The following is a 13,925-nucleotide window of genomic DNA, read 5'->3' on the forward strand; positions in this document are numbered from 1 at the left end:
CGGGATGAAAACCCTGAAACGCTCCACCACTGCCGCGGCTCTTTGGGTCAGCACTATCGGCTTGACCACAGCGTCCGCCCCGCTGCATGCCGAAGACTGGAAATATGGCGTGCACGCCGGCGTCGCCAGCGTTCCACGCTACAGCGGCAGCGACGAGCGCACCGTGGCACCGCTGCTCGGCGGCGAGATCGTCAGCCCCTACGGCATTTTCCTCAACACGGACCAGGGCTTGGGCTGGGGTAGCGAATGGGGTGACTTGTCGTTCAGTACCTGGGTTGGCGCAAGCGAGGAGCGGCGCGACAAGAATCATATGGGCCAAGGCTCCAAGCGGCTCAAGGGCATGGGTGAGATCAAGTCCCGGGCACAGTTCGGTGCACATTTGGGCTACGACCTGGGCCCCTTCGAACTGGGGGCCACGCTGACCCACGCAATGAAGAAGAATGATCGCCGCGACACCGGTTCGGCCTATAGCCAGTTGGAGCTGAGCATTGGCACCCAGCTGTATGAGGGCGGTTTCGGCAGCCTCGACGTCAGCGTCAACAGCCTGTTTGGCAACGCCGACTACCTGCAGACCTGGTATGGCGTGAGTGACACCCAGGCAGCCAACAGCCGCTTCAGCACCTACCGCGCCAAGGGCGGACGAGTCAGCAGTGGCGCCGACCTGGCGTGGACCCTGCCCCTCAACGAGCAGACCAAGCTGTCGACCCTGCTGTCGATGAAATACCTGAGCAAGGAAGCCGGTGACAGCCCGATCGTCGATCGGCGCATGCAGACCAGCATCGGCACGCAGATCGAGTACAGCTTCTAAGGTGTCAATGAACCGGCCCGTGATCATGGGCCGGCTTGCCCTGGTCAAGGGCGGCGGCCAGGCCCTGGCCGGCTGGCACTTCGACGCCCAGCGGACCTGCGTCCACTGGGCGTTCGATCGCAGGTCCGCCAGCCGCTACAAGGGCTTGGTCGAACTCAATCGACATGGGCCCAAGTCATGCGGAACGAGGCCCCGCCCCACTCCGAATCCACCACTTCAACCTTGCCCCCATGCCATTGCGATACGCGCCGTACCAGCGCCAGGCCCAGGCCGAAGCCGCCGGTACGACGGTCGCGGCTGGCATCGAGGCGGGAGAAGGGTTCAAAGACCTTTTCCCGTCCGTCCACCGGCACGCCCGGGCCATCATCGTTGACCCGCACTTCGTAGCCGTGCTCCAGGCGGACCAGGGACACCTCCACCCGCCGGTCAGCGTAACGAATGGCGTTGCGCAACAGGTTGATCACCGCCCGGGCCATGAAGCGCGGCTCGATACGCACGTACTCCACCTGGCAGGAACGTATCAACAACTGCACCCCGGCCGCCTCGGCCTCCAGAGTAACGCTGCCGACCACACTGTCGAGCCAGCTCTGGGCCTGGATGTTTTCCCGATTGATCGTCGCCGCACCGTGCTCCAGGCTGGCGTAGCTCAGCAGCTCGGAAACCATTTCCTCCAGTTCGCCAAGGTCTGCGTACATGTCGGCGATCAGTTCGCGATTTTCCTCAGGGTCCGGTTGCTGCTGGAGTTGGTCGAGTTCAAAGGACAGGCGCGCGATCGGCGTGCGCAACTCGTGGGACACCGCGTTGGTCAGCTCGCGCTGATTGGCGATCAGCCCCTCGATACGCGCCGCCATGCGATTGAAGTGCTGGGCCAGGTCGCGGATATTGGAACGTCGCGAAAGATGCAGCCGGGTGCTCAGGTCATTGTCGCCAAACCGCTCGGCCGCCAGGCGCAGGCGCTCCAGGTCACGCCAGTGCGGCCGGACCCAGAAGTACAGGACGATGCCCACCAGCGCCCCGAGCAAGGCATAGGCGGCAATGTTGTAGAGCAGGGTCAGAGGCGGGTCTTCCGGCAGCTTGATGCTCAGCAGCTGCGAGCCGCCGTCGATGCTGGAAATGAACTCGGTGAACTCTTCGCGGACCACCAGTTGGTTGGAGCCCAGCAGGGCTTGCTCACGCTCGGTGAGGCCCAGTTCATCGGCCTTCACCAGTTTGAGCAACAACCCGTAATGGGGCTTGAGCAGCTCCAACTGGTGCTTGCGCCCGGCCTCGTCGAAAGGCCGCAACTGCTCGCCCAGGCTGTAGGCCGGCCCACGCACCGCATCGCGGTTGTAGGACTCGATCAGGTCGGCTGCCAGGTAGTGCATGAAGATGTGCTGCACCGCCGTCATGGCCCCGGCGAAACCCAGGGCCAGGAACAGGTACAAGCCGAGAAATAGCCGCAGCATTCAAACCTCCCAGCCAAACGGATTGAACAGATAGCCCTTGCCCCACACCGTCTTGATGCAGACCGGCTCACGCGGATTGTCCTTGAGCTTGTTGCGCAGCTTGCTGATGTAGACGTCGACACTGCGGTTGAGACCGTCAAACTCGATGCCGCGCATGCGGTTGAGAATGTCGTCACGGGACAGGGTCTTGCCCGCCGCGCTGGCCAGCAGCCAGAGCAGTTCGAACTCCATGGTGGTCAGCTCGATCGGCTCGCCGGAGAGGCGCACCTCGCGACTGCTGCGATCGATGCTCAGCACACCAAATTCCAGGGCCCCGCGCGGGGTCGTCGCTTCCGGCACCTGGCGCCGTTGCAAGGCCCGCAGGCGCGCCAGCAGCACCGCCGGCTTGATCGGCTTGATCACATAGTCGTCCGCGCCGGACTCCAGGCCGAGGATATGATCGAGGTCGTCTTCCTTGGCCGTGAGGATGACGATGGGGGTATCGGACACCGCGCGGATTTCCCGGCACACGTGCAGACCGCTCTGCCCTGGCAACATCAGGTCGAGCACCACCAGTTTCGGTTTGAATTCGAGAAACGCCGCGAGGGCCACATCACCACGGTGGACCGTCAGCACTTCAAAGCCATGCTGGGACAGGAAATGCGCGATCAGCCCAGCGAGCTTCTCGTCATCTTCCACCAGCAGCACTTTGCCAAGACCCAGGTTATCCATAAATACCAGTCTGTGAACGCACGATTTGAGTGCGCGCATTATAGGCGGCAAAGGATTAAAGAAAGGCTAACGTCCGCCACAAAACCGGGGGTCTGGAGTGGTTTTTGCGCGAAGTTTCATTTTTTTAAGAGTTTTTAACAATTTGCCCCTGCTTTTACACAGGGGCCGCGTGTTTACCAGGCCGGCACGCCACTGTGGAAGCGGAATTCCTGATCCGGCGACTCGATCAGTTCCTGCTCCGCGGCTCTTACCTTGTCGATCACCTGGGCAATGTCCTTGGCGTCACCGTATTGATAAGCCAGCTTCAGATAACCCTGGTAATGGCGGGCCTCGCTTTTCAGCAGGCCGAAGTAGAACTTGCCCAGCTCCTCATCCAGGTGCGGCACCAGGGCTTCGAAGCGCTCGCAGCTGCGGGCCTCGATAAAGGCGCCCACCACCAGGGTGTCCACCAGTTTCACCGGCTCGTGGCTGCGCACCACCTTGCGCAGGCCCGAGGCGTAGCGCCCGGCGTGCAGCTGGCGTAGCTCGACCTTGCGCTTCTTCATCAGGCGCATGACCTGTTCGTGGTGCACCAGCTCTTCCCGGGCCAGGCGCGACATCATGTTGATCAGGTCGACATGGGAGTGGTACTTGGCGATCAGGCTCAAGGCGGTGCTGGCGGCCTTGAACTCGCAGTTCTTGTGGTCGATCAGCAGGGTTTCCTGGTCGGCCAGGGCGGCCTGGACCCAGGCGTCGGGGGTCTGGCAGCCAAGAAAGTCATTAATTTCCGGAAAGTTCATCGGGGTATTTCCGAGCAATCCACCACAGCCGGGAGCTGGATGGCGGCACTATCAGTGATCGATAACATGAGGCTCACGAGACAAGAAGGCTTCACAGCGAAAAGGCTGGCGATTATACCGGCCATGCCGCAGACCACCAGCCGCCGCGCTTGATATGCATCAACATCCGCTCTGGGCGCGAGCAACTATAGTTGTGCACGGTAGCCGTTCATCCTTTCCTGGAGATCCCGATCATGCAAAGTATCCGCAGCATCCTGGTGGTCATCGATCCCACGCCTGGCGAAAGTCTCGCCCTCAAGCGCGCCAAGCTGATTGCCGGGGTCACCCAGGCCCATCTGCACCTGCTGGTCTGCGATAAGAAGCACGAACACTCGGCGCTGCTCAGCGTCCTCAAGAGCAGCCTGAGCGGCGAAGGCTACAGCGTCACCACCGAGCAAGCCTGGAACGAGAGCCTGCACGAAACCATCATCGAGGTGCAGCAAGCCGAAGGCTGCGGCCTGGTGATCAAGCAACACCTGCCCGACACCCCGCTGAAAAAGGCCCTGCTGACTCCGGCGGACTGGAAACTGCTGCGCTACTGCCCGACCCCGGTGCTGCTGGTCAAGACTGCCACGCCCTGGGCCGGCGGTGTGGTCATGGCAGCGATCGACGTCGGCAACATGGACGGCGAACATCGGGCCCTGCACGCCAGCATCGTCGACTATGGCTTCGACATCGCCAGCCTGGCCAAGGCCCAGCTGCATGTGATCAGTGCCCATCCATCACCGATGCTGTCGGCGGCCGATCCGGTATTTCAGCTCAAGGAAACCATCGAGGCGCGTTACCGCGAGCAGTGCCAGACCTTCCAGGCCGAGTTCGACATCGACGACCAGCACCTGCACATCGAGGAGGGCCCGGCAGACGTATTGATTCCACACCTGGCGCACAAGCTGGGGGCGGTACTGACAATCATCGGCACCGTGGCACGGACCGGGTTCTCGGGGGCCCTGATCGGCAACACCGCCGAAGTGGTGCTTGATTCCCTGGACAGCGACGTGCTGGTGCTCAAGCCGGCAGACATCATGGACCACCTGGAAGAGCTGGCGGCCAAGGCCTGAGCCCCCTCCCCGCTACGCCACTGCGTAACCTGCGCCGCCCATGACGACGCTTTCGCCGGCAAGCCAGCGCCTACAGAGCCATTTGCGTAGGAGCCGGCTTGCCGGCGAAGAGGCCTTCGGGCCTTGTACCGCCCTTGCGGGCGCCTTCGCTGGCAAGCCAGCTCCTACGATGGCATTTCCGAGGGGGGAATCAGCCCAGGGCGTCCTTGAGGAACCCCGGGGCGATGTAGCGCTGGTAATGGGCTTCCGATAGCAGGAAGAATTCCCGATCAATGGCATCGCGCAACTCTGGCAGGCTCCAGTCGCGAAACTCCGGCAGCAACACCATCCCATAGGCATCCAGCTGGTTGATCACCCGGGCGCCCCGGGCAATCAGTTGATAGGCCCAGCAATACTCCGACTGATGCGGCACGAAGCGAATCTTGCGCTGCTCCAGCTGCTCGCGCAGGCGTGGCGAATCGAAGACTTCCAGCTTGCCCGCCATTACCTGCACCAGCAGTTGCTCCAGACGCAACCAGACCGCGCGTTTCTCTTCCTCGTTGTAACCGTTCCAGTTGATCACTTCATGGTGGAAACGCTTGCAGCCACGGCACACCAGGTCACCGTAGACGGTGGAGCAGAGGCCGACGCAGGGGGTCTTGATAGTCTGATTGGGCATAGATAGACAGCACGCGGAAAAACAAAACAGGTCGGCATGTTAGCCCTTTGTCTAACATTGATCACCCCTCAAACTTTAATACGCCAACTTACGTTTAGATTTTTTTTGCCGTAGAATTAGCCAGCCTTTTTAGGCGCCAATGTCCGTTTGAAGCTGTTTTCAAAGCGTCACGAGCACAGTCGTTCCTTCAGAGCGGTGTTGGCGAGGGGTTTTTCCAGCGGGGAAAAACTCAACGCCAACCCTCATCAGCTCCCCGTTCTGCAGGCGTAAAACTTTGAAAGCAGCTTCTGTAAGGAATTGTCGGTAATTCTGGCTAAGTGGCCCACAACGCCACGCAGCGCATGAGTACGGCAATTTCGGGATGAGCGTCCCGGACACCCATTTGGGACCACTGATGAGGGTAATAACTGTGCTTGAAGCCTACCGCAAACATATCGAAGAGCGCGCAGCACTGGGTATCGTTCCCCAGCCGCTTAACGCCGAACAAACTGCAGGCCTGGTCGAGCTGCTGAAGAATCCCCCGGCTGGCGAAGAAGCTTTCCTGGTTGACCTGATCACCAACCGCATTCCACCTGGTGTGGACGAAGCAGCCTATGTAAAGGCTGGCTTCCTGTCCGCCCTCGCCAAAGGCGAAGCCACTTCCCCTCTGATCGACAAAAAGCGCGCTGTTGAACTGCTTGGCACCATGCAAGGCGGCTACAACATCGTGACTCTGGTTGACCTGCTCGACGACGCCGAACTGGCACCGGTCGCTGCCGCGCAACTCAAGCACACCCTGCTGATGTTCGATGCCTTCCACGACGTCGCGGAAAAAGCCAAGAACGGCAACGCTCACGCCAAAGGCGTGCTGCAATCCTGGGCTGACGGCGAGTGGTTCCAGAACCGTCCGGTACTGGCCGACAAGATCAGCCTGCGGGTGTTCAAGGTCACTGGCGAAACCAACACCGACGACCTGTCCCCTGCCCCGGACGCCTGGTCCCGCCCGGACATCCCGCTGCACGCTCTGGCCATGCTGAAAATGGCCCGTGAAGGCATCGTTCCTGACGTCCAGGGCGTTACCGGCCCGATGAAACAGATCGAGGAAATGCGCGGCCAAGGCTTCCCGATCGCCTACGTCGGTGACGTGGTCGGTACCGGTTCGTCGCGTAAATCGGCAACCAACTCGGTGCTGTGGTTCTTCGGCGACGACGTTCCTTACGTACCGAACAAGCGTGCTGGCGGTTTCTGCTTCGGCAGCAAGATCGCTCCAATCTTCTACAACACCATGGAAGATGCTGGCGCACTGCCGATCGAATTCGACGTGACCAACATGAACATGGGCGACGTGATCGACCTGTACCCGCATGCTGGCAAAGTCTGCAAACACGGCACCGACGAAGTCCTGACCACCTTCGAAATGAAGACTCCGGTTCTGTTGGACGAAGTTCGTGCCGGCGGCCGTATCCCGCTGATCATCGGTCGCGGCCTGACTGACAAGGCTCGTGCCGAGCTGGGCCTGGGCCCTACCGATCTGTTCAAACTGCCTGAAGCACCTGTCGACACTGGCAAGGGCTACACCCTGGCACAGAAAATGGTCGGCAAGGCGTGCGGCCTGCCAGAAGGCAAAGGTGTTCGTCCAGGTACCTACTGCGAACCGAAAATGACCACCGTCGGCTCCCAGGACACCACCGGTCCAATGACCCGTGATGAACTCAAAGACCTGGCGTGCCTGGGCTTCTCCACCGACCTGGTGATGCAGTCGTTCTGCCACACCGCGGCGTATCCAAAGCCGATCGACGTCACCACGCACCACACCCTGCCCGACTTCATCATGACCCGCGGCGGCGTTTCCCTGCGTCCGGGCGACGGCATCATCCACTCGTGGCTGAACCGCATGCTGCTGCCGGACACCGTCGGTACCGGTGGTGACTCGCACACCCGTTTCCCGATGGGCATTTCCTTCCCGGCCGGTTCCGGCCTGGTGGCATTTGCTGCAGCCACTGGGGTGATGCCGCTGGACATGCCGGAATCGATCCTGGTGCGCTTCAAAGGTGAGATGCAACCGGGCGTTACCCTGCGTGACCTGGTGCATGCCATCCCTTACTTCGCGATCCAGGCTGGCCTGCTGACCGTCGAGAAGAAAGGCAAGAAGAACGCTTTCTCCGGCCGCATCCTGGAAATCGAAGGCCTGGACAACCTGAGCATCGAACAAGCTTTCGAGCTGTCCGACGCCTCGGCCGAACGTTCGGCTGCCGGTTGCACCATCAAGCTGTCGAAAGACTCCATCACCGAGTACCTGAACTCCAACATCACCCTGCTGCGCTGGATGATCGGCGAAGGCTACGGCGATGCGCGGACCCTGGAACGTCGTGCGCAAGCGATGGAAGCCTGGGTTGCCAACCCTGAGCTGATGGTTGCCGATGCTGACGCTGAATACGCCGAAATCATCGAGATCGACCTGGCCGATATCAAGGAGCCTGTGCTCTGCGCGCCAAACGATCCGGACGACGCCCGTCTGCTGTCCAGCGTTGCTGGCGAGAAGATCGACGAAGTGTTCATCGGCTCGTGCATGACCAACATCGGTCACTTCCGCGCGGCCGGTAAGCTGCTGGATCAGGTCAAGGGTCAGCTGCCAACTCGTCTGTGGTTGTCGCCACCGACCAAGATGGACGCTCACCAGCTGACCGAAGAAGGCTACTACGGCATCTACGGCAAGGCCGGCGCGCGCATGGAAATGCCGGGATGCTCGCTGTGCATGGGTAACCAGGCACGTGTAGAACCGAACTCCACCGTGGTGTCGACTTCTACCCGTAACTTCCCGAACCGTCTGGGTGACGGCGCGAACGTCTACCTGGCCTCAGCCGAGCTGGCGTCCGTTGCATCGATCCTGGGTCGCCTGCCGACCGTCGAGGAGTACATGGAATACGCTGGCAAGATCGACAGCATGGCAGCGGACGTGTACCGCTACCTGAGCTTCGACCAGATCGCCGAGTTCCGTGAAGCGGCCGCCAACGCCAACATCCCGGTGGTGCAAGCCTAAGGTTGTAGCGTTGTAGAAAGGAACGCCGCGTATCCCACGATACGCGGCGTTTTTTATGCCTGGGATAACTCCCCGGCCCTCCAGCCCCGCAGGCTCTCCTGCAGCGTGTCGTCGACACTGGTACCACTGAGCAGCACCTGATACTCGGCACTTGATGGCAAGGCCGCGAGGGCATTCCTGGCCTCGTGCTTGAGCCGAGCCAGGGCCAGCTGCTTGTGCTCGAGGCTGACCTGACGGAAGAACTCGTCCAGTGCCTCGATGCTGGTGCCGTCCAGGTCCGGGGACTCCTCCAGGCTGAGGATGATGGTGTGGATCGGCGCCTCGACATGGCGGATCAGGCTCAACGCACCACCGAGGATGCGCTCGGCGTTGGCAAAGAACAGCGCCTCACCCGGACGCAGGATCAGGATACCCGGCACCTGACGGGCCTGGGGATGGCGGCTCAGGTCGACAAAGTCGTGACCACTGCCCAGTTGGCCGAGAATCTGGATGTCCGCTGACGACAACTGGCGCAGCATCAACAAAATGCTCACGCCCACGGAAAGCAGCAGGCCGTCCAGCACCCCCAGCACCAGCACTGCCATCACCGCACAGATCACCAGCACCCGGTCCCGACGCCAAATGAAATAGCGCCCCAAAGGCTGCAGGCTCAAGCCATGGCCCAGGGCATACATGACGATCGCCGCCAGTACCGGCTCCGGGGTCAAGGCAATGTAGGGCAGCACGGTGAGCACGATGACCAGCATCACCGCAGCGGCAGTCAGCCCGGCCAGCCGCGACCGGGCCCCCGCCGCCTCGTTGGCCGAGGTGGCCGAGTAACCGGCGCCAGCGGGCATGCCATGGAACAGCCCCGACACCAGGTTGGACGCACCCAGGGCCAGCAAGTCGCGGTTGGACGACACCCGGTCGCCGTGCTTCAAGGCAAAGGAGCTGATGGAACCATAGGATTCGGCATACAGGATCATCACCAGCGCGAACGCCAGCTCTCCCAGCCGCAGCCAGTCGGCGAACGGCAGCTGCGGCAGGCTCGGCACCTCCAGATTGAGCTCGATAACACCGATCAGGTCGACGCCGTGGGCCGGCAGGTTCAACCACTGCCCGGCCCCGATGCCAAGGACCACGGCCACCAGCCCCCCGGGCACATAGGGAATTCGCGAACAGATCGCCAGCACCAGCAAGGCCGCCGCCGCGACTCCGGCGCCGGCCCAGTTCCACTGGGGCCATTGCTCGAGCAACTGCGGCAGAAAGCGCACCAGGTTGCCGGTGCTCAAGTGCACCCCGACCACCGTGGCGAACTGCTTGAGCACAATGGTCAGCGCCAGGCCGAAAGCAAAGCCGCGCAGCACCGGTTTGGCGATGAAGGCGGTCACGCCCCCCAGGCGAAACAGCCCGGCGAGCAAGAAGAAGACCCCGGTCAGCAGCACCAGGGCAAACGCCAGGGTCAAGCGCAATTGCGCATCGCCCCCGGCCAGGGACAGGGTTGCCGCTGCCAGCACCGCCGCCGAGGAGGACGTGGCCGAGACGATGGCGAAGCGGCTGGTACCGAACAAGCCATAGCACAGCAGCCCGGCGAACAGAGCAATGACCCCGGCCTGGGGCGGCAAGGCAGCGATGCTCGAATAGGCCACCGCTTCCGGCAGCAACAGGCCAGCGATGGACAAGCCAGCCAGCAGGTCCCGAGAACGCCGGGGCGCGGGAGTGGCAGCAACCTGCCCTTGATCAGTCGACAATCTGGCCCACCCATCCTGGCAAGTAACGTGCGTCCTGGCTGCGGGCCAGCTTCATGCCGCGGGCCCGGACCTTGGCCCCCAGCTTGCCCAACGCCTCGATGTCGATGCGCCGGCGGAAAAAGTCCGCCCAGAGGAACTCGCTGAACGGTGTGGCGTCCTTGGCAAAACCACCGGCGCGGCGCAACAAGCCGGCCAGGCTGCGATACGGATCGTCCTGCAGGTCGAGGATGCGCCCGGGGATGCGCTCGAAAGAGCGCCGCACGCCCTGAGCGTCATAGGGATGGGCCCACTGGTTGAACCCCATCACTTCCCAGAAGCTGTCCGGCTCGACAAAGGACAGGTCCTTGAGCACCAGCAACGGCACCTCTTTCACCTCTTCCTGCAGCAAGGCCAGGCCGAAGTGGTGGTGATCGACGATGTAATAACGCTGCCGGGGACCCAGCACGCAGGGAAACCAGTGATCGTTCAGCGCAGCCGTCCGCGCCTTGCGCTTGAGCTGTTGCCATTCCTGGCGCTTGGCCTGAACTTCGGCCAGCCCCACGGTGAGTTGGGTCGGGTGCAGGGTCTCCAGACGGGCGCGGATCAACTGCGGGCGGGCACGGGCCATGAAGTGACTCCAGACAGGAACAAAATCATCAGCTTAGACCTTTATTCCCCGGCGGCAGAGGATCTCCGTCAACTTCCTGCAACCGTGCTTGCTCACCCCGCGCCTGCATCCGCACTCCCGAGGCCACCAGGCGCCACACCGCCACCTGCTCCCAGGACGCAAACAAAAACGCCGCCGGTGCTTTCACAGCACCGGCGGCGTCGTTTGCAACCGCTCACCCCATCGGACCAACCCGCCTGATGGGCAAGCCAGGACTCAAGAAGCCAGCGAGTACACCAATGCCGTAATAGCGACCAGGCCCACCAGGGTCACGAACACATTGGACGCCTGGCCGCGATAACGGGCCATGGCCGGTACCTTGCGGATCGCGTACATCGGCATCAGGAACAGGATCGAGGCGATCACCGGGCCACCGAGGGTTTCGATCATCCCCAGGATGCTCGGATTGAGGGTCGCCACCACCCAGCAGATCACCAGCATGAAGGCTGCGGTCATGCGGTCCAGGGTTTTCGCCGCCGGACGTCGACCACTCTTGATGATCAGGCCCTTGAGGCCCTCGCTGGCACCGATGTAGTGACCCAGGAAGGACTTGGAAATGGCCACGAAGGCAATCAACGGCGCAGCGAAGGCGATGGTCGGGTTGCTGAAGTGGTTGGCCAGGTAAGACAGGATCGACAGGTTCTGCGCCTTGGCTTCCGCCAGTTGCGCAGGCGACAGGGTCAATACGCAGCTGAAGACGAAGAACAGCACCATGGCCACCATCAGCAGGTGGGCGCGGGAGAGGATCTGCGAGCTGCGCTCTTCAGCGTGCTGGCCATAGCGACGCTTCTGGTCCACGGCAAAGGCCGAGATGATCGGCGAGTGGTTGAACGAGAACACCATCACCGGAATCGCCAGCCACAGGGTATGCAGGAAGGCCGAAGGGGCCGGTACATCGCTCGCGGTAGCGAGGATGCCGCCATTCCAGTGAGGCACCAGGAACACCGCGAGGAACAGCAAGGCGACGATGAACGGATAGACCATCAGGCTCATGGCCTTGACGATCACCTGCTCGCCGCAGCGCACCACGGCCAGCAGGCCGAGGATCAGCAGCAGGGACAGGATCGCCCGCGGTGGCGGCGCGATATGCAACTGGTGCTCCATGAAGCTGCCGACCGTATTGGTCAGGGCCACGCTGTAGATCAGCAGGATCGGGAAGATCGCGAAGAAATAGAGCAAGGTGATCAGCGCACCGGCCTTGATCCCGAAGTGCTCTTCCACCACTTCGGTGATGTCCGCACCGTCACGTCCAGAGAGCACGAAGCGGGTCAGCCCGCGGTGCGCATAGAAGGTCATGGGGAATGCCAGCAGCGCCAGGATCAGCAGCGGCCAGAAGCCACCCAGGCCGGCATTGATGGGCAGAAACAGGGTACCCGCACCGATCGCGGTGCCAAACAGGCCCAGCATCCAGGTGGTGTCTTGGCGGTTCCAGCGGCTCAGAGTTGCTGGGGCTGCCGCTTCAAAGCGTTGATCGACGCTGTTGGCCTGATCATTCATCCGGTGGGATCTCCACATTCCGGTCGTTTGCCATTCGGTCAGGGCGAGTCGGAGTACCCGACGATAAGTGCCTCGACCGAAACAGGGGGGGCGCGATTGTCCGGGATTCCAAGGGCGCTGCATAGACTCAGCTGAGGAACGGTTTGTACGCCGCAGATAAATTCTTCCTGCGGACCGAGGTGTCTGGCCCGCCACTTTGCCGATACTCGGCAACACCACCACGGGCATCGGCCGGTGCTTCGGGGGGCGGGCCAGAGCCGGGTATCGCGTTGACAAGATTCATCTGACGACGGCATGATCCGCCCCATGAATATTTACGCGCTCAACCCTGTCACTAGCACCACGACTGCCTTCGGCGGGTCGTGTGGTGGCTGTGCAGGATGAAGCAAGCACAGTAAAACCAAGGCCCCGCCAGCAATGGACGGGGCCTTTTGTTTCTCCGTCCACCTGGCCTACAAGGAGAGACAAGATGCCTTCAACCCATGCCAAGCGTGCCCTGCTGGTCATCGACATGCAGGTCGGACTGTTCAACGGACCGGACAAACCCTACAAGCGCGAACAAGTCCTGGAAAACATCAACCAGCTGATCCGCCGCGCCCGCCAGGCCGGGGCGCCGATCTTCGCCATGCGTCATACCGGCCCCGCCGATTCCCCAATCGCCGCCGGCAGCGCGTTCTGGCAGTTGCTGCCCACCCTGGAGCTGGATGAAGAACAGGACTGCGTGCTGAACAAGACCCGCCCCAGCTGCTTTGTCGGCACCGGGCTGGCCGAGCACCTGCAAGACGCCGAGGTCAATGAACTGGTGATCGTCGGCATGAAGACCCAGTACTGCGTAGATGCCACCTGCCGCGCCGCCGGCGACCTGGGTTTCACGGTGCTGCTGGCGGAGGACGCCCACACCTGCATGGACACACCGCTGCTGGGGGCGAAAAAAATCATTGCCCACCATAACGCCACCTTGAACGGCCCCTTCGTGCGCCTGGCCAAGACCCATGATCTGACTTTCTAGAAACCTGCCCCCTACCCGGGTCGCGCCGGCAACGGCGCAGCCCCCCCGGCAAGGGCCTCACCGAGCATTGCCAAAGTTCCAGCAAAACCGCACTCTTGAGCCCTTTCCTCGCCTTTATGGAGTTCTCCATGAGTGCCACGACCGTCGCCGGATGCGTGCTCTACAGCGTTCACCCGGCCACCCTCGCGCAGTTCTATGCCGAACTCCTCGGCTGGCCAATCAGCGAACGACACGACGACTACCTGCAACTCGAGCACCAGGGCTTCGAACTGACCCTGGTCCAGGTGCCTGCGGCGCTTGCCGAACGCATCCAGTTAGAGGTCCCGCCCCGCCCCCGCAGCGACTCGCCCTGCAAGCCAGTGTTCCAGGTCGACGATCTGCAACAGGCCCGCCAGCGTGCTGCCGCCGCCGGTGGCCAACTGTACGAAAGCCAACGCGAATGGCTGTTCAAGGAGGCCCGGGTCTGCGACGGCGTCGACCCGGAAGGCAACGTCTTCCAACTGCGCCAGCCCCTGCCCCGTTAACC

At 62.2% G+C, this 13,925-nt stretch carries 13 protein-coding genes; 5 read left to right on the top strand and 8 right to left on the bottom strand.

Annotated features, from left to right (window positions below; translation table 11 throughout):
• Positions 1–4 precede the first annotated feature (4 nt).
• Positions 5–808, top strand: coding sequence for a MipA/OmpV family protein (locus GV818_RS10095; protein WP_161759604.1), 804 nt, complete (start codon positions 5–7; stop codon positions 806–808).
• Positions 809–812: 4 nt separating this feature from the next.
• On the opposite strand, the gene GV818_RS10100 is transcribed toward GV818_RS10095, so the two are convergent.
• The 4 genes from GV818_RS10100 to GV818_RS10115 all read right to left on the bottom strand — a co-directional run bounded on the left by GV818_RS10100 (position 813) and on the right by GV818_RS10115 (position 3,743).
• Entirely contained in the window at positions 813–974 is a 162-nt protein-coding gene (locus GV818_RS10100; protein WP_161776473.1) for a hypothetical protein, read from the bottom strand.
• Positions 964–2,253: an ATP-binding protein gene (locus GV818_RS10105; RefSeq protein WP_161759603.1), complete on the bottom strand. Its 1,290-nt coding sequence runs from the start codon at positions 2,251–2,253 to the stop codon at positions 964–966. Before GV818_RS10105 ends, GV818_RS10100 begins: the two co-directional genes overlap by 11 nt.
• Positions 2,254–2,964, bottom strand: a complete 711-nt coding sequence (locus tag GV818_RS10110; RefSeq protein WP_161759602.1) for a winged helix-turn-helix domain-containing protein — start codon at positions 2,962–2,964, stop codon at positions 2,254–2,256.
• Positions 2,965–3,137: 173 nt separating this feature from the next.
• A complete protein-coding gene (locus GV818_RS10115) occupies positions 3,138–3,743 on the bottom strand; it encodes a tRNA-(ms[2]io[6]A)-hydroxylase (protein ID WP_161759601.1) in 606 nt (201 codons plus the stop codon).
• Between the two features lie 233 nt (positions 3,744–3,976).
• Between GV818_RS10115 and GV818_RS10120 the strand changes: the two genes are divergently transcribed.
• Entirely contained in the window at positions 3,977–4,840 is an 864-nt protein-coding gene (locus GV818_RS10120) for a universal stress protein (RefSeq protein ID WP_161759600.1), read from the top strand.
• A 190-nt stretch (positions 4,841–5,030) separates the two neighbouring features.
• On the opposite strand, the gene GV818_RS10125 is transcribed toward GV818_RS10120, so the two are convergent.
• On the bottom strand, positions 5,031–5,498 hold the full coding sequence (locus GV818_RS10125) for a DUF1289 domain-containing protein (RefSeq protein ID WP_161758235.1): 468 nt from the start codon (positions 5,496–5,498) through the stop codon (positions 5,031–5,033).
• Positions 5,499–5,907: 409 nt separating this feature from the next.
• Between GV818_RS10125 and acnB the strand changes: the two genes are divergently transcribed.
• Complete coding sequence (gene acnB, locus GV818_RS10130; RefSeq protein WP_161758243.1) at positions 5,908–8,517, top strand: bifunctional aconitate hydratase 2/2-methylisocitrate dehydratase; 2,610 nt, start codon at positions 5,908–5,910, stop codon at positions 8,515–8,517.
• A gap of 53 nt (positions 8,518–8,570) precedes the next feature.
• On the opposite strand, the gene GV818_RS10135 is transcribed toward acnB, so the two are convergent.
• The 3 genes from GV818_RS10135 to GV818_RS10145 form a co-directional block, all read right to left on the bottom strand.
• Positions 8,571–10,247: a SulP family inorganic anion transporter gene (locus tag GV818_RS10135; protein ID WP_161758234.1), complete on the bottom strand. Its 1,677-nt coding sequence runs from the start codon at positions 10,245–10,247 to the stop codon at positions 8,571–8,573.
• Positions 10,237–10,854 carry a ParB-like protein gene (locus GV818_RS10140; RefSeq protein ID WP_161776474.1) on the bottom strand — a complete coding sequence of 206 codons (618 nt, stop codon included), beginning with the start codon at positions 10,852–10,854 and terminating at the stop codon, positions 10,237–10,239. The genes GV818_RS10135 and GV818_RS10140 overlap by 11 nt, the downstream gene beginning before the upstream one ends.
• Positions 10,855–11,109: 255 nt before the next feature.
• Complete coding sequence (locus GV818_RS10145; protein WP_161758232.1) at positions 11,110–12,390, bottom strand: serine/threonine transporter; 1,281 nt, start codon at positions 12,388–12,390, stop codon at positions 11,110–11,112.
• Between the two features lie 469 nt (positions 12,391–12,859).
• Between GV818_RS10145 and GV818_RS10150 the strand changes: the two genes are divergently transcribed.
• Positions 12,860–13,399: a cysteine hydrolase family protein gene (locus tag GV818_RS10150; protein WP_161758231.1), complete on the top strand. Its 540-nt coding sequence runs from the start codon at positions 12,860–12,862 to the stop codon at positions 13,397–13,399.
• A gap of 128 nt (positions 13,400–13,527) precedes the next feature.
• Entirely contained in the window at positions 13,528–13,923 is a 396-nt protein-coding gene (locus tag GV818_RS10155) for a VOC family protein (protein ID WP_161758230.1), read from the top strand.
• Positions 13,924–13,925 lie beyond the last annotated feature (2 nt).

This window comes from Pseudomonas sp. Fl4BN1, from assembly GCF_009908285.1.
Taxonomy (GTDB): domain Bacteria; phylum Pseudomonadota; class Gammaproteobacteria; order Pseudomonadales; family Pseudomonadaceae; genus Aquipseudomonas.

What these genes read in the sequence shown, in the direction of transcription:
- GV818_RS10095 (WP_161759604.1), top strand. Translation starts at nt 5, where the DNA reads ATGAAAACCCTGAAACGCTCCACCACTGCCGCGGCTCTTTGGGTCAGC.
- GV818_RS10100 (WP_161776473.1), bottom strand. Translation starts at nt 974, where the DNA reads ATGTCGATTGAGTTCGACCAAGCCCTTGTAGCGGCTGGCGGACCTGCG.
- GV818_RS10105 (WP_161759603.1), bottom strand. Translation starts at nt 2,253, where the DNA reads ATGCTGCGGCTATTTCTCGGCTTGTACCTGTTCCTGGCCCTGGGTTTC.
- GV818_RS10110 (WP_161759602.1), bottom strand. Translation starts at nt 2,964, where the DNA reads ATGGATAACCTGGGTCTTGGCAAAGTGCTGCTGGTGGAAGATGACGAG.
- GV818_RS10115 (WP_161759601.1), bottom strand. Translation starts at nt 3,743, where the DNA reads ATGAACTTTCCGGAAATTAATGACTTTCTTGGCTGCCAGACCCCCGAC.
- GV818_RS10120 (WP_161759600.1), top strand. Translation starts at nt 3,977, where the DNA reads ATGCAAAGTATCCGCAGCATCCTGGTGGTCATCGATCCCACGCCTGGC.
- GV818_RS10125 (WP_161758235.1), bottom strand. Translation starts at nt 5,498, where the DNA reads ATGCCCAATCAGACTATCAAGACCCCCTGCGTCGGCCTCTGCTCCACC.
- GV818_RS10140 (WP_161776474.1), bottom strand. Translation starts at nt 10,854, where the DNA reads ATGGCCCGTGCCCGCCCGCAGTTGATCCGCGCCCGTCTGGAGACCCTG.
- GV818_RS10145 (WP_161758232.1), bottom strand. Translation starts at nt 12,390, where the DNA reads ATGAATGATCAGGCCAACAGCGTCGATCAACGCTTTGAAGCGGCAGCC.
- GV818_RS10150 (WP_161758231.1), top strand. Translation starts at nt 12,860, where the DNA reads ATGCCTTCAACCCATGCCAAGCGTGCCCTGCTGGTCATCGACATGCAG.
- GV818_RS10155 (WP_161758230.1), top strand. Translation starts at nt 13,528, where the DNA reads ATGAGTGCCACGACCGTCGCCGGATGCGTGCTCTACAGCGTTCACCCG.